Below are 14,246 nucleotides of genomic sequence, written 5' to 3'. Positions count from 1 at the left end.
AGAGCGCTTTTTCTACTACATAAGGTAGCGTAAATAAATATAAATGTGAGAAATGATTAATGAAACGATCATAATTGGGAAACCGACTTTTAGGAAGTCCATGTAACTAAATTTATGTCCTTCGCGGCTCGCGATACCTGCAACGATTACGTTAGCAGAAGCTCCGATTAATGTTCCGTTTCCGCCCAGACAAGCACCTAGTGCTAATGCCCACCATAATACATCGATTTGTGCGTCAGATGGTGATAAGCCTAGCCCAACTGCCATATCGTTAATAAGTGGAATCATTGTTGCGACGAATGGGATGTTATCAATTGTTGCAGAAGCGATACCAGATACCCATAAAATAAGGATGGATGCGTAAGAAATATCTCCGCCTGTTATACCAATTACTTTTTGAGCTAACATTTTGATAAGACCGATATCGATAAGTCCTCCAACAAGTACGAATAACCCTGCGAAGAAGAAGATTGTTACCCACTCTACGCTTGCAAATACTTCTTCAATTTCATGCTCTTTCACACCAATTAACATAAGTATAGTAGCACCAGTTAAGGCGATAATAGCGGCATCGATATGGAAAATAGAATGAGTCATGAAACCTACAATCGTAAGTCCAAGTACCGTTAAAGATTTTTTCATTAATACTGGGTCTTTAATGTATTGTTTTTCATCTAAGCTCATTAATTTTTTAACTTGTACAGGATCGGCAATTAATTGTTTGCGATACATGAAGTAAAGTATTATCGCTGTAACTGCAATAATAATAATTACAATGGGTGCTAGATTCAATAGGAAAGCATTGAAGTCTAAATGCTTATTTGCAGAACCAATCATAATGTTAGGTGGATCACCAATTAATGTTGCTGTTCCTCCAATGTTTGAAAAAATAATTTCAGAAAGTAAATAAGGAACAGGATTTACTTGCAGTATGCGCGTAATAGATAAAGTAACTGGAACAACAAGAAGTACAGTTGTAACGTTATCTAAAAATGCGGAGCCAAGCGCGGTAAGTAAGGAAAGTGAAATTAAAATTTTAATTGGATTTCCTTGTGCCCCTTTTGCTGCTTTAATGGCAACGTATTGGAAGACACCTGATTTACTCGTAATGTTCACCAAAATCATCATACCGATGAGTAGCGTAATCGTTCCCCATTCAATATGTTTCGTAAAGGCGTTATGTAAATCGACGACCCCCACAATTACCATGAGTGCTGCACCAAGAAGTGCGATGACAGCGCGATTAATTTTTTCAGAAATAATAATGGCATATGTAATTAAAAAGACTGCGATAGCAAAATAATACTGCCAGTTAGCGAGTTCTTGCGTTGTTTCGTGCAAAAATCTCATCTCCTTTCATTCACTTTTTCTTAGTGTGTCAAAAATGCTCTAGAAGAAACACACATAACGTCATTATAAAGTAGGAAAATGGCGGATGTAAATGAAAGGAGAGATTTTGTCATATTTTCTGCATAGGTCATTTTTTCTTATTTTTTAAAATATTTGTGGGCATTTGACATATATATAAGATACATCCAATCTGAATATTTAAAATGGAATTAGCATTCGAGCTTGTTCGTGTAGGAGTGTCAAATAGAAAGGAATGACAAAAATGATAAGGAAGGGATCGTATGGATGAACAACGATTTTTATTTTTAGACTTTGAGTTTACGATGCCCCAGCATAGAAAGAAACCGAAAGGATTTTTTCCAGAGATTATTGAGGTAGGACTCGTTTCAGTTGCTGGCTGTAAGGTAGAAGATACGTATTCATCACATGTTAGGCCGAAAACATTTCCCTCTTTAACGGATCGATGTAAGAAGTTTTTAGGAATAAAACAAGAAGTCGTGGATAAAGGGATTTCATTTCCTGAACTCGTTAAGAAGCTTTCAGAATACGAAACGAAATGTAAACCGACAATTGTAACGTGGGGAAATATGGATATGAAAGTGCTGAAGCATAATTGTGAAATGGCAGGGATAGCTTTTCCATTCTTCGGACAGTGTCGTGATTTATCGCTTGAGTATAAGAAGTTTTTTGGAGAAAGAAATCAAACAGGATTATGGAAAGCAATTGAGGCGTATGGAAAAGTAGGGACAGGGAAGCATCATTGTGCGCTTGATGATGCAATGACGACGTACAATATTTTTAAACTAGTAGAAAAAGATAAAGAGTATTTAGTAAAACCAGCACCTCCAACATTAGGAGAACTTGTTGATTTTTCAAAAGTGTTAAAGAAAGTGAGCACACAGTAACGACCAAATTGCACATTATGTAATTTGGTCGTTTTGTTTTTTAGAGTTTGTAGTCTTTCTTTAATTGCTCTAATGTGTCTAGACTACGAACCGCAAAAGGTGAATCATCTTCAGAAAATGAATTCATTTGAGTTTCTAATGCTAATTTTAGTGAATCTGTATAATCCGGAATTTCTCCTTCATATTTCTTCACCATTTGTTCTGGAATGTTCGTTTGCTCACGAAAAGCTAAAGCACGTCTTTCGTGGAAAAATGGTACGTCAGCTTGTTTTACGTTATGTAAGTCACCTTGCACCGGATGTTTTAAAACAGCTAATACTTTTACGACGTAACTGCCAGGGCGGCTATTTGTAACCTCGCCAATGTATTTTCCTGTTTTATAAATACCAGTAACGATTTCACCAATTTCAAATGTTTCTCTCATATTTTTCACCTCAAGTTTATAGTAAGGAAAGTGAGGGAAGGAGTCAAAGAAATCCTTCGTTTTCAGAACGCCCCTTGAGAATATGGGGAGGTTGCACTATAATTTAAAATGATATAACAGAAAATTCTGATGTTTTATAAATCCTATAATAAGGAGTGTTCTATATGATGCCTTTATATTTTCCGGAAGATAAAACAGAATATATTATTCCAGGGATTGTTTGTGTTCTATTTATTATCGGTGCTATTGCCACGTGGCGCATGTTTATTCGTATATCAAAAAGAGAAGCAGACCGATTACAGAAAGTTGAAGAAAAACTATTAGCTGAAAAGAAACAGTAACGCATTTTTGTATGTTTCCCTCTATGCTCGGACAATCTAAGGGCAGAATATATTTTGGAGGGAATAGAATGAAGAAACGGCTTTTTTTCAGTTGTTGTTTATTATTTCTGATGGCAGGTTGTGACCAAGGAAAGCCGAAAGAAATTGACGTGAAATTACATAATGCTTCAGGAGATGAAGTAGGGACTGCGAAAGTAGTTCAGCAAACAAGCGGAGTGAAAATTAAGATTAAAGGGGAAGGTTTCACGCCAGGCCCGCACGGCATACATGTGCACGAAATTGGTGAGTGTAAAGCACCACGATTTGAATCATCTGGGAATCATTTTAATCCTGATAATAAAAAGCATGGACTCCTTAATCCGAAGGGTGCAGAAAACGGTGATTTACCGAACGTAGTTGCAGATGGTTCTGGAAAGATTAAAGCAGAAATCGATGCACCTCACATTACACTTGAAGAAGGGAAAACGACGATTCATAGAAAAGATGGAGCGTCTATTATTATTACAGAAAACCCTGATGATGGTATGACTCAACCGACAGGTAAATCAGGGGATCGAATTGCTTGTGGCGTAATTGTAAAAAAAGCATCGGATATGAAGAAAAAGTAAAAGCTACCGTGAATGGTAGCTTTCTTTGTGAAATGTAATTGAAAATATATCAGCGATTATTGGAATATATCGACTTACCGACAAAATATGACAAAGGAGTCTGTCCAAGAATGATTCGGGACAGACTCCTTTCTTATTATGAAAACGTATGACGCAGTCTGTTTAAAATTTCTTCTAAAACAGATCGTGGACAGCCGATGTTAATTCGAATATGTTCTTCGCCACCTAACCCGTATTTCTCACCAGGTTCAACGATGATTTTTCCTTTTTCCTCAAGTAGTGCGGTACGCTCGTTTTGAGAAAGCTTTAGACGAGAACAATCAATCCATAATAAAAAGCTACCTTCTGGCTTCGTTACGGAAAGAGCAGGTATGTGAGTTTTAATATATTCACAAGCAAATTGAGCATTATCTTCTATATATAATCGAATTTCGTTTAGCCAATCATTACATTCTGTATAGGCGCTTTGCATCGCTGTATAAGCGAAGATATTTAACCCGTGGAAGCCTTGTCTATACTGGATAGCTGTAAAGGCATGACGGAGCTTTTCGTTTGGAATGATAATGATCGACGCTTGTAATCCAGCGATATTAAATGTTTTACTTGGAGCCATGCAAGTGATAGTGCGCTCTGCTAATTCTTCAGATAAGGAAGCGAACGGTGTATGTGTATGGTCTGCATAAATGATATCGGAATGAATTTCATCCGCCACAACGATTACGTCATATTTAGTACATAACGATCCGAGCTGCACAAGTTCCTCTTTCGTCCAAACGCGTCCGATTGGGTTATGAGGGCTACAAAGAAGCAAGAGTTTGATGCCTTGCTGAAACTGCTTTTCTAAATGCTTGAAGTCTATCACATATGTATCATTTTGTTTCTGTAATGGACTCACGCATAACTGCCTGTTGTTTGTTGTGACCATTTCGAAAAATGGAGGATAAATAGGTGGTTGTACGAGAACAGATTCGTTTTCTTTGGTGAAAGCCTGTATGCTCGTACTAAGAGCTGGAACGATTCCGGCGCTAAAGACAATCCATTCTTTTTGAATATCCCAGTTGTATTGTTGTTTTGTCCAGTTACAAATAATATCTCCAATATTTTCGGGAGGAAGTGTATAGCCAAAAATCGGATGTTCGATTCGTTGTTTTAAGGCAGTTTGAATTGGTTTTGGTACTTCAAAATCCATATCAGCAATCCAAGCATGGATAAGTTCTTCGTTTTTATATGTATCCCATTTTATACTATGCGTTCCACGTCGATTGATTGCTTTATGAAATAGTTGCATAAGTTTGCTCCCTTCTTCTGTAAAACCAATAAGTTATGAAAGTTCTCTCTCTTCTTATAGAATAGCTGATGTGATAGGATAAAGAAAAGTATTAAAAAGTGAAAAGGCGGGAAGCGAATGGGTACATATGAAAAGATGATAGAGGTTGTGAAGAATTGGGATCCGTTTCAAATGGGACCGGAGTTTTATGAAACAGAAGCGAGCGATGTTGTGAGCGTCATAAGTGTGTTTGACGATCCAAAATATATCGCAAAGAAGATTCAACATATATACTTTATGTCTTTCGAGGAAGTACCTGCGCTTGAAAAATGTGAGAAATTAGCTGTGGAATTACTTGTAATAAAAGAAGGCGGAAGCTGTTCATTATAGGCTGTCGGGATTTCCGACAGCCTTTTTTATATTATCCCGCTATTTGCTGGGTAGTAAGACCTTCAACTCAAAATTTAGCGGAAGCAAAGAAGTTAGGTGGAGGCTGATTAAAGTTTCATTTTATTGCGCGGAAAAAGCGATAATTTCTTCATAAACATGTTCAGGCTTTTCTTCAGGTAGTAAATGTCCTGTATTTTCGTAAGAAATAAATTTTGAATTCGGTAAATCTTTGTGTAGACGATGACCTACATGTACAGGGACGACGCGGTCTTTTTCACCCCAAATGAGTAGGATAGGTGTTTCGATTTTTTGTAATTCAGTTGAAGATAAGTCACCTTCACGGTCTCGTATCATGCGAGTTAAAGCGGGAAATATACGGTCGTCATAAAAAGGAGCGGAGTAACCTTTTTTCATTTCATCGTCAATTAATGAGTGATCATGAACGACATTCATTAAGTTATGAACAATGCCGCGCCTTATAATCCAGTTCTTTACGTATAAATGAAAGAACGGTAAATAAGAAGAGTATAGTAAAGGTAAGGTTGCGCGCGCTAAATAGCTCGAGCTACATAGTAAAATCGTCTTTGAAATGAGTTCAGGACGTATACGGTTTACATAGAGAGAAATTTGCCCACCCATAGAATGCCCAACTAATACAATGTTTGAGAGAGATAAATGTTCAATTAAATCAATAATAATCGTTGCTAAATTGTGATAAGAATACTTAAACAGATGAGACTTATCACTTTTTCCGAACGGTGGCAAATCAAGAGCAATGACTGTTCCTTCCTTCGATAGTAAAGGAATTAGACGGCGGTAACTGAATGAGGAAGATAAAAAGCCGTGAACGAGTATGAAAGTAGGACGTTCTGTTTTATTATCATGTTCATACAATTCGTAATGAACAGTAGTGCCGCGAGTGGAAAAAGTGAAATAAGGACAAGTATATTTATGATTCATTTTTTGTCACTCCATTGATTTTTGTTCATATCATCTCCAAGGAAGAAGAAAATATGTTAACAAAAAAAGGCAAGATGACGATGTCATCTTGCCTTTCGTTTATTCAGTATTACCCGCGAACAATATTAGGCGGTGTTTTTCCTTGTAACCCTGCAACTAAATTTTCAGCGGCGGTCATGGCCATTTGCTGACGAGTTTTTAATGTTGCAGATCCGATATGTGGTAAAGTCACAACATTTTGTAATGATAAGAGTGGATTATCTTTTTGAATCGGCTCTTGTGTAAATGTATCGATACCTGCTGCAAAGATTTTCTTTTCTGTTAAAGCATGGATTAACGCTTTTTCATCTACTGTTTTGCCGCGAGAAGCATTAATGAAGATTGCTGTGTCTTTCATTAATGAAAATTCCTTTTCTCCGATAAGGTGATATGTTTCATCTGTTAATGGAGTAAGAAGAACAATAAAGTCAGACTGATTCAGTAGCGTCTGTAAATCACAATATGTAGCATCGAATTTTTGTTCAGCTTCTTCTTTACGACGGCGGTTATAGTAAAGAACATTCATATCAAATCCGAATTTTGCTCGTTTTGCAACGGCTTCTCCAATTCGGCCCATACCGATAATACCAATTGTGCTATGGTGTACATCTAGTCCGAAGTGTTCTTTTCCGATTTCAGCGTTCCATTCACCATTTTTCACGTAAGAATCGAGTTCGCAAACGCGGCGCCCAGCTGATAGCATAAGGGCGAAAACGAGATCAGCTACTGTATCATCTAATACGTATGGTGTATTTGTTCCGATAACATTTCGGTTTTTCATCGCTTGTAAATCAAAATTATCGTAACCGACAGAAATGTTGCTCACTACTTTTAAGTTAGGAGCTACTGTCAGTAATTCTTCATTAATAGCAGATCCGAAATTTAATAACCCATCTTTATCTTGTATTTTCTCTAATAGAATATCACGAGGTACTTTCTCATTTTGATCCCATTTTTCATAATCACAGTGTTCTGATAAATAGTTTTCTACAAATGTTGGAACTGGTTCAGCAATATAAACTTTTGGTTTCACGGTTCCATCCCCTTTCGCTTTATCCCGCATTTTTCCGTTGATTAAAGTTTCACTTTATTTTGACATAATTCAATAGAAAAATCTTCTTTTCAAACTTGAAAGGGTATTTGTATAATTTAGACACAAACGAAAAGGAAGGATGATTTATATGGTGACAGAAAAAGAATTAGAATTATTAGCTTGTCTTGAAAAGAGTAGTCGATTATCTGTAGATACATTAGCGAAGCTGTTAAATATAGAAGTAGAAGAAGTAAAGAAGATGGTTGCGAGATTAGAAAATGAAAAGATTATTGTGGATTATGTAACACATATTGATTGGACGAAAGTGAAAGAACATACAGGTTTAACGGCAATGATCGATGTGAAAGTTACGCCAAAGCACGGCGTTGGGTTTGATGCGGTTGCTGAGCAAATTTATCGTTATTCAGAAGTGAAATCCGTTTATTTAATGTCAGGGACATATGATCTTTCTATTACATTAGAAGGGAAAACGATGGGGGAAGTAGCGATGTTTGTTTCTGAGAAATTAGCAACAATTGAATCTGTCGTTTCTACAACTACTCATTTCATTTTGAAGAAGTATAAACATGAGGGTGTTATTTATGAAAAAGACGATGATGATAAGCGAATTGTGGTGACACCATGAAGCAATTTGAACTATCTAGATCAGCAGAATCTTTAAAACCATCTGGTATTCGAAAATTTTTTGATTTAGCAGCAAATATGAAAGGTGTTATTTCCCTCGGGGTAGGAGAGCCAGATTTTGTTACCCCTTGGAATGTAAGGCAAGCATGTATTCGTTCTTTGGAACAAGGGTATACGTCATATACAGCAAATGCAGGATTATTAGAGCTCCGTCAAGAAATAGCAAAGTATCTAAAAAAACAATTTGCAGTATCTTATGACCCAAGTGATGAAATCATTGTTACAGTTGGAGCGAGCCAGGCGTTAGATGTAGCGATGCGCGCCATTATAAATCCTGATGATGAAGTGCTCATTATTGAACCAAGCTTCGTTTCTTATGCACCACTTGTGACATTAGCTGGAGGAGTTCCAGTTCCTGTGGCGACTACTTTAGAAAATGAGTTTAAAGTACTACCAGAACAAATTGAAGCAGCTATTACAGCGAAAACAAAGGCGATTTTGCTTTGTTCACCAAATAACCCGACAGGTGCAATGCTAAATAAATCCGAGCTTGAAGAAATAGCAGTGATTGTTGAGAAGTACAATCTAATTGTATTATCTGATGAAATTTATGCAGAGCTTGTATACGACGAAGTATATACAAGTTTCGCAAGTATTAAAAATATGCGTGAGCATACGATTTTAATTTCGGGATTTTCAAAAGGGTTTGCGATGACAGGATGGCGTCTCGGTATGATTGCAGCTCCTGTTCAATTTTCAGAATTAATGCTCAAAATCCATCAGTATTCCATGATGTGTGCACCGACGATGTCTCAGTTCGCAGCACTTGAAGCGTTACGTGCGGGGAATGATGAAGTAATTCGGATGAGAGATAGTTATAAGAAGCGTCGTAACTTCATGACGACATCTTTCAATGAAATGGGCTTAACGTGTCATGTGCCAGGCGGAGCATTTTATGTTTTCCCTTCTATATCTTCAACAGGATTATCTTCAGCGGAATTTGCAGAACAGTTATTGCTGGAAGAAAAAGTGGCTGTTGTCCCTGGTAGCGTATTTGGCGAAAGTGGTGAAGGTTTTATTCGTTGTTCTTATGCAACATCGCTTGAACAACTTATGGAAGCAATGAAGAGAATGGAACGGTTTGTAGAGAATAAAAAAAGGACAAAACGTAATACGTTTTGTCCATAAAAGGGGGGGAATACTAGAAAGCCATGTGTTAGTAGTCTATCCCAATATTGGATAATTATACTTCTTTAAGGGAAATTTTTCATGAATTTTGAATGAGTTCTGTCATAGTGGTATAATTTACTAATATAAGGTATACGCATTCTAGATAACGTTATCTAGAATGCGTACTAACCAATCGGATATTTAAAATAAATATATCTGCTTTGCTCTCTATAATTGTAGAGAGAATGGTAAACGTATGGGAGTGTTTCATATGTCAGAACAATATACAACAGGAGTGGTTGTAACAGGGAAAGTGACTGGAATTCAAGATTACGGTGCGTTTGTAGCGTTAGATGCAGAAACACAAGGGCTTGTGCATATATCTGAAATTACAAATGGATATGTAAAGGATATTCATGACTTTTTAAAGGTCGGCGATACAGTAGAAGTAAAGGTACTTTCAATTGATGAAGAGCACAGAAAAATGAGTTTATCGTTAAAAGCGGCGAAAAGAAAACAAGGAAGGATTCTTATACCGAATCCATCTGAAAACGGATTTAATACGCTGCGAGAAAAGTTGGCAGAATGGATTGAAGAGTCCGAGTTAACAAAGTAAAAGAGGAACGCATATGAGCGTTCCTCTTTTACTTTATCTTATGATATATATTTGCAAATATGATTGCATGCAATCATATTCGTATGTCGGAGGTGAAAGGACATACTGATTATCGAATTTCGTTTGTTTCTGGGTGCGTACCAAGATTTTCAGATGGTTTAAACAGTAAACCAAGGTTGATAAGCCCAGATATACCAACGATGCCGTAAATAATACGTGCAAGAGCTGAATTTTGTCCACCGAAAATGGCTGCTACTAAGTCAAACTGGAAAAACCCGATTAGTCCCCAGTTCACAGCGCCAATTACAGTAAAGACTAATGCGATACGTTGTAAAGTACTCATGAAAAAGCCCCCCTTAATTGTGAAGCATGAGCAAGCGATGAGTTAATTAACTCTTTTATAGAATGGGGTAGTTATGTTGTTTTTATACATAAAAAATGTTTGAAAGAAGATGTATATACATCTATACCGAAAAATGCGAATTTTTATGCAAAAAATGAACTTTTTCTAAAAAATATATATTGGTTACGTTTACAATGTTTGAATCGCTTGATTTACAACTTCAGTTTCGCTAAAGTGAATACAGAAATACATATCCATAATTGGAGGGAAAAAGATGAGTACACATGTAACGTTCGACTATTCTAAAGCGTTATCCTTCATCGGTGAACATGAAATCACTTATTTACGTGATGCAGTGAAAGTAACACATCACGCAATCCACGAAAAAACTGGAGCTGGGAACGATTTCCTTGGGTGGGTAGACCTTCCGCTTCAATATGACAAAGAAGAATTTGCTCGCATTCAAAAATGCGCAGAAAAAATTAAAAATGACTCTGACATTTTACTTGTTGTAGGTATCGGTGGTTCTTACTTAGGAGCACGTGCAGCAATCGAAATGTTAAACCATTCTTTCTACAACACGCTTTCTAAAGAACAACGTAAAACTCCACAAGTGCTATTTGTTGGACAAAACATTAGCTCCACTTACATGAAAGATTTAATGGACGTATTAGAAGGTAAAGACTTCTCTATTAACGTTATTTCCAAATCAGGTACAACAACAGAGCCAGCACTAGCATTCCGTATCTTCCGTAAGTTATTAGAAGAAAAGTATGGAAAAGAAGAAGCTCGCAAACGTATTTATGCAACTACAGATAAAGCGCGTGGTGCATTAAAAACATTAGCTGATAACGAAGGTTACGAAACATTTGTTATTCCAGATGATGTTGGAGGTCGTTTCTCTGTATTAACGCCAGTTGGTTTATTACCAATCGCAGTAAGTGGCTTAAATATTGAAGAGATGATGAAAGGTGCAGCTGCTGGTCGTGATGACTTCGGAACATCAGAACTAGAAGAAAATCCAGCTTACCAATATGCAGTAGTTCGTAACGCTTTATACAATAAAGGAAAAACAATTGAAATGCTTGTTAACTATGAACCAGCACTTCAATACTTCGCTGAGTGGTGGAAACAGTTATTTGGTGAAAGTGAAGGAAAAGATCAAAAAGGTATTTTCCCATCTTCAGCAAACTTCTCAACTGATTTACACTCATTAGGTCAATACGTTCAAGAAGGTCGTCGTGACTTATTTGAAACAGTCCTTAAAGTAGGTAAATCTACACATGAACTAACAATTGAATCAGAAGAAAACGATTTAGACGGATTAAACTACCTTGCTGGTGAAACTGTAGACTTCGTAAACACAAAAGCATACGAAGGTACATTACTTGCACATAGCGACGGGGGAGTACCAAACTTAATCGTCAATATTCCTGAATTAAATGAGTACACATTCGGTTACCTTGTATACTTCTTCGAAAAAGCATGTGCGATGAGCGGCTACTTATTAGGCGTGAATCCATTTGACCAACCTGGAGTAGAAGCATATAAGAAAAACATGTTTGCTTTACTTGGTAAACCAGGATTTGAAGAATTAAAAGCAGAATTAGAAGAGCGTTTAAAATAATAAAAAGCGACCGGAATCCGGTCGCTTTTTATTATTTTATCGAAAAGTCCATCAGTATATTCAAACTAAAGTGGGTATGCTAAAGGAAAAGTCTAGGAGGGATGGGCTTGATTCCGATTCAATCAAATTTAGAAGGACGTACATATGCGTTATATAAGTTAGAAGAGATTATGAAACCACTTGGATATAGCATTGGTGGTAATTGGGATTATGATAAAGGATGCTTCGATTACAAAATCGATGAAGAAGATGGGTATCAATTTTTACGAGTTCCATTTACAGCCATTGATGGAGAACTAGATGTACCAGGCGTAATAGTTCGTCTTGGAACGCCGTATATTCTTTCGCACGTATATCAAGACGAACTAGATGATAATGTGAATACTTTAACAGCTGGAACAAGTGGAATGGATCAATTTGCTGAGCCGAAAGATCCAGATGGAGATGTGAAAAGAAAATATATCAATATTGGGAAAGTGCTCATGCAAGAATTAGAGCGTCATTTTACTAATGGTGAATAACAATGAGTATGTCGCTTTCAATGAGAACAAAGGAATGAACTGGATTAATCATATATTGTTCGTCGCGCTTTATACCTAGTAAGAGAATGTTTTGCTTTAAAAGAGTATAGCTACAATTGGCAAAAGTTTGTCCGGTGCAGGACGATGGAAGCTCCATCAGTTGTAATTTATTATCAGAGATTTCGTCGTAAAGTGAAAATAGTACACCTGAAATGGAAGGGAATAAAAGAGAAGCGGTAAATACATAGCTCGTTAATTTATTTCCTTCTATAATTTCTGACACGCCAGCTCTCGTTGCATTTTGTATTTGTTCAGAAGTAAGAAGTTCAGCGATGCAGTGAATGTTTGGGTTGAGCCCTTTTGCAGTTAAAATATTTAAAATGGACTGTGTATCCGCTAAGCTTTCGTTTTTTTCTTTATCAGCTGTTATTAATATGGTGTGTGCCGTTGCAATATTAGCCTTTAATAAAGTTTGATCGTGATGCGGACAACCTTTTATAAATTCTAAATGATGAAATGGTTTTGGGAGTAAAGAAAGTGTTTCATCAATTAAAACGATATCAAGGTTTGGTTGTAATACGTGCATTTGCTTTACAACATGTTTTGCGCGCTCATTCCAGCCAACGATAATCATATGACCGTTAGAAGTAGCGGCTTCTTCACCTTTAATTTTCATATATTGTTTATTAATCATTTCAGTAGCAAACAGCACCATATAATAAGAACAAAAGCCAGTTCCTAATAAAATAATACTTATACCTATTAGTTTTCCTATCGTCGTATGGGGAGCAAAGTCGCCATATCCAACTGTAAAAATGGTAACGATTGACCACCAAATTCCGTCAAACCATGTAGTGAAATGAAAAGGTTCTAATCTATGTATAAGAAAACCGGAAAAAGCAGTCAGTACAATAATAAAACAAATTAAACGAAAAATAATGGAATCACGAAATGTATCTACTAAATTCGGACGGGATTTCAATTGCCTATTCCTCCTTACTTTGTAGGACTACATTCATTGTTGCCATTATAGAAAAAAGAAAAACTCTCTAATTAAAGAGAGTTTGTTTTACGTTACATACTTTCCACTTCAGTTTGTTGGACACTTTCAAGATGCTGGAGAGCATAGTAAACATCAGCGGTATGTCTTTTTTGATCAATGGACAGTTTAAGATGTAAATAGTGAGAACCGTTTTCTAATGTTTTAAGCTTCATATTCTTAACTTTTATATCCATTTCTTTTATTTCTTCAATTACGATTGGGATATTGTCCATATTTCGTACAACAAGTTTCACAGCGATATCACGTTGACGAAATGATCTAGGGCCTACATATTTCATTGCGAGTGGTATAAGTTCGACACTAATCATAAGGAAACACATTCCGAATATCGCTTCAATATAGAATCCGGCCCCAACAGCAATACCAATACCAGAAGCACCCCAGATCATAGCGGCAGTCGTGAGCCCTGCAATGCTATCGTTGCCTCTTCTTAAAATTACGCCAGCACCTAAAAAACCAATTCCTGATACAATTTGAGCGGCAAGTCGAAGTGGATCCATATTCATATGATCGGTATGTGGTAAGTTATAAGCTGCTTTAATAGAAACAATCGTTAGGAGGCAACTAATAATAGAAATAACTAAACACGTTTTTAAACCAAGTGGTTTCCGTTTTAATTCGCGTTCTAAACCAATGGCAAATCCTAAAATAGCCGAGAGACCTAGTTTGATTAATAAATCGGTATAGTCCATATATATTCCTCCTTGTATGATATGCTATATGAATAAAACGCTTATTATAGAAAGAAACGTCTTTTGATAGAGTAACTTTATATAAAATATATGTAGGAATTGCTCATACATGAAAGAGATATTTCGTTTAAGTATATGATATAAAAAAAGAAATGTGGGCAGTTTTAAAAAAAGTTTATAAAAGGTGTTGCATTTCATTTTTCACCATGATATATTAATAACCGTCGCTGATGCGGAAACGCAGAAAACGAC

General features: G+C 36.5%; 17 protein-coding genes. 9 read left to right on the top strand and 8 right to left on the bottom strand.

Going from position 1 to position 14,246, the window contains the following annotated elements:
• Positions 1–15 precede the first annotated feature (15 nt).
• Positions 16–1,341 (bottom strand): ArsB/NhaD family transporter, encoded by a 1,326-nt coding sequence (locus HMPREF2590_RS21195; protein ID WP_000545230.1) that lies wholly within the window; start codon positions 1,339–1,341, stop codon positions 16–18.
• A gap of 290 nt (positions 1,342–1,631) precedes the next feature.
• Here HMPREF2590_RS21195 and kapD point away from each other — a divergent pair, with 290 nt between their 5' ends.
• Positions 1,632–2,255, top strand: coding sequence for a 3'-5' exonuclease KapD (gene kapD / locus HMPREF2590_RS21190; protein WP_000344358.1), 624 nt, complete (start codon positions 1,632–1,634; stop codon positions 2,253–2,255).
• Between the two features lie 40 nt (positions 2,256–2,295).
• On the opposite strand, the gene kapB is transcribed toward kapD, so the two are convergent.
• On the bottom strand, positions 2,296–2,679 hold the full coding sequence (gene kapB / locus HMPREF2590_RS21185; protein WP_016118805.1) for a kinase-associated lipoprotein KapB: 384 nt from the start codon (positions 2,677–2,679) through the stop codon (positions 2,296–2,298).
• Between the two features lie 164 nt (positions 2,680–2,843).
• On the opposite strand from kapB, the gene HMPREF2590_RS30465 reads away from it, so the two are divergent.
• Both HMPREF2590_RS30465 and sodC read left to right on the top strand, forming a co-directional pair.
• On the top strand, positions 2,844–3,020 hold the full coding sequence (locus HMPREF2590_RS30465) for a hypothetical protein (protein WP_000982755.1): 177 nt from the start codon (positions 2,844–2,846) through the stop codon (positions 3,018–3,020).
• Between the two features lie 68 nt (positions 3,021–3,088).
• Positions 3,089–3,628 (top strand): superoxide dismutase [Cu-Zn], encoded by a 540-nt coding sequence (gene sodC / locus HMPREF2590_RS21175; protein ID WP_000746512.1) that lies wholly within the window; start codon positions 3,089–3,091, stop codon positions 3,626–3,628.
• 136 nt (positions 3,629–3,764) lie between these two features.
• Here the strand turns inward: sodC and HMPREF2590_RS21170 are convergent, their stop codons facing one another.
• Positions 3,765–4,916, bottom strand: a complete 1,152-nt coding sequence (locus HMPREF2590_RS21170; RefSeq protein WP_001175817.1) for a MalY/PatB family protein — start codon at positions 4,914–4,916, stop codon at positions 3,765–3,767.
• A gap of 117 nt (positions 4,917–5,033) precedes the next feature.
• On the opposite strand from HMPREF2590_RS21170, the gene HMPREF2590_RS21165 reads away from it, so the two are divergent.
• Positions 5,034–5,285 carry a YugE family protein gene (locus tag HMPREF2590_RS21165; protein WP_000537645.1) on the top strand — a complete coding sequence of 84 codons (252 nt, stop codon included), beginning with the start codon at positions 5,034–5,036 and terminating at the stop codon, positions 5,283–5,285.
• 120 nt (positions 5,286–5,405) lie between these two features.
• On the opposite strand, the gene HMPREF2590_RS21160 is transcribed toward HMPREF2590_RS21165, so the two are convergent.
• Both HMPREF2590_RS21160 and HMPREF2590_RS21155 read right to left on the bottom strand, forming a co-directional pair.
• Positions 5,406–6,245 carry an alpha/beta fold hydrolase gene (locus HMPREF2590_RS21160; RefSeq protein ID WP_001015858.1) on the bottom strand — a complete coding sequence of 280 codons (840 nt, stop codon included), beginning with the start codon at positions 6,243–6,245 and terminating at the stop codon, positions 5,406–5,408.
• A 109-nt stretch (positions 6,246–6,354) separates the two neighbouring features.
• Entirely contained in the window at positions 6,355–7,347 is a 993-nt protein-coding gene (locus HMPREF2590_RS21155; protein WP_002005894.1) for a 2-hydroxyacid dehydrogenase, read from the bottom strand.
• 118 nt (positions 7,348–7,465) lie between these two features.
• Between HMPREF2590_RS21155 and HMPREF2590_RS21150 the strand changes: the two genes are divergently transcribed.
• From HMPREF2590_RS21150 to yugI, 3 genes are all read left to right on the top strand, one after another.
• Positions 7,466–7,963, top strand: a complete 498-nt coding sequence (locus tag HMPREF2590_RS21150) for an Lrp/AsnC family transcriptional regulator (protein ID WP_000255696.1) — start codon at positions 7,466–7,468, stop codon at positions 7,961–7,963.
• Positions 7,960–9,150, top strand: coding sequence for an aminotransferase (locus HMPREF2590_RS21145; protein WP_000808524.1), 1,191 nt, complete (start codon positions 7,960–7,962; stop codon positions 9,148–9,150). The genes HMPREF2590_RS21150 and HMPREF2590_RS21145 overlap by 4 nt, the downstream gene beginning before the upstream one ends.
• A gap of 253 nt (positions 9,151–9,403) precedes the next feature.
• Positions 9,404–9,748, top strand: a complete 345-nt coding sequence (yugI, locus tag HMPREF2590_RS21140) for a S1 domain-containing post-transcriptional regulator GSP13 (RefSeq protein WP_000003764.1) — start codon at positions 9,404–9,406, stop codon at positions 9,746–9,748.
• 109 nt (positions 9,749–9,857) lie between these two features.
• Here the strand turns inward: yugI and HMPREF2590_RS21135 are convergent, their stop codons facing one another.
• A complete protein-coding gene (locus HMPREF2590_RS21135) occupies positions 9,858–10,091 on the bottom strand; it encodes a DUF378 domain-containing protein (RefSeq protein WP_000105788.1) in 234 nt (77 codons plus the stop codon).
• A 274-nt stretch (positions 10,092–10,365) separates the two neighbouring features.
• Here HMPREF2590_RS21135 and HMPREF2590_RS21125 point away from each other — a divergent pair, with 274 nt between their 5' ends.
• Positions 10,366–11,718, top strand: coding sequence for a glucose-6-phosphate isomerase (locus HMPREF2590_RS21125; RefSeq protein WP_000103658.1), 1,353 nt, complete (start codon positions 10,366–10,368; stop codon positions 11,716–11,718).
• A gap of 107 nt (positions 11,719–11,825) precedes the next feature.
• Entirely contained in the window at positions 11,826–12,239 is a 414-nt protein-coding gene (locus tag HMPREF2590_RS21120; RefSeq protein ID WP_000612334.1) for a YugN-like family protein, read from the top strand.
• Here HMPREF2590_RS21120 and HMPREF2590_RS21115 read toward each other — a convergent pair.
• The gene (locus HMPREF2590_RS21115) at positions 12,226–13,221 is read right to left on the bottom strand and encodes a potassium channel family protein (RefSeq protein WP_000842320.1); all 996 of its coding nucleotides are present in this window, start codon (positions 13,219–13,221) and stop codon (positions 12,226–12,228) included. The genes HMPREF2590_RS21120 and HMPREF2590_RS21115 overlap by 14 nt on opposite strands.
• A 92-nt stretch (positions 13,222–13,313) precedes the next feature.
• Complete coding sequence (locus tag HMPREF2590_RS21110; RefSeq protein ID WP_000386676.1) at positions 13,314–13,994, bottom strand: MgtC/SapB family protein; 681 nt, start codon at positions 13,992–13,994, stop codon at positions 13,314–13,316.
• Positions 13,995–14,246 lie beyond the last annotated feature (252 nt).

It is taken from the genome of Bacillus sp. HMSC036E02 (assembly GCF_001836235.1).
GTDB classification, from domain to species: Bacteria; Bacillota; Bacilli; order Bacillales; family Bacillaceae_G; genus Bacillus_A; species Bacillus_A cereus.
Note: the sequence above shows the minus strand (reverse complement) of the source record. Positions and strands in the feature narration are given on the sequence as shown.

Coding starts and splice junctions, on each gene's coding strand:
- HMPREF2590_RS21155 (WP_002005894.1), bottom strand. CDS start 7,347: ATGCGGGATAAAGCGAAAGGGGATGGAACCGTGAAACCAAAAGTTTAT.
- yugI (WP_000003764.1), top strand. CDS start 9,404: ATGTCAGAACAATATACAACAGGAGTGGTTGTAACAGGGAAAGTGACT.
- HMPREF2590_RS21165 (WP_000537645.1), top strand. CDS start 5,034: ATGGGTACATATGAAAAGATGATAGAGGTTGTGAAGAATTGGGATCCG.
- HMPREF2590_RS21150 (WP_000255696.1), top strand. CDS start 7,466: ATGGTGACAGAAAAAGAATTAGAATTATTAGCTTGTCTTGAAAAGAGT.
- HMPREF2590_RS21145 (WP_000808524.1), top strand. CDS start 7,960: ATGAAGCAATTTGAACTATCTAGATCAGCAGAATCTTTAAAACCATCT.
- kapD (WP_000344358.1), top strand. CDS start 1,632: ATGGATGAACAACGATTTTTATTTTTAGACTTTGAGTTTACGATGCCC.
- HMPREF2590_RS21170 (WP_001175817.1), bottom strand. CDS start 4,916: ATGCAACTATTTCATAAAGCAATCAATCGACGTGGAACGCATAGTATA.
- sodC (WP_000746512.1), top strand. CDS start 3,089: ATGAAGAAACGGCTTTTTTTCAGTTGTTGTTTATTATTTCTGATGGCA.
- HMPREF2590_RS21160 (WP_001015858.1), bottom strand. CDS start 6,245: ATGAATCATAAATATACTTGTCCTTATTTCACTTTTTCCACTCGCGGC.
- HMPREF2590_RS21135 (WP_000105788.1), bottom strand. CDS start 10,091: ATGAGTACTTTACAACGTATCGCATTAGTCTTTACTGTAATTGGCGCT.
- kapB (WP_016118805.1), bottom strand. CDS start 2,679: ATGAGAGAAACATTTGAAATTGGTGAAATCGTTACTGGTATTTATAAA.
- HMPREF2590_RS21125 (WP_000103658.1), top strand. CDS start 10,366: ATGAGTACACATGTAACGTTCGACTATTCTAAAGCGTTATCCTTCATC.
- HMPREF2590_RS30465 (WP_000982755.1), top strand. CDS start 2,844: ATGATGCCTTTATATTTTCCGGAAGATAAAACAGAATATATTATTCCA.
- HMPREF2590_RS21110 (WP_000386676.1), bottom strand. CDS start 13,994: ATGGACTATACCGATTTATTAATCAAACTAGGTCTCTCGGCTATTTTA.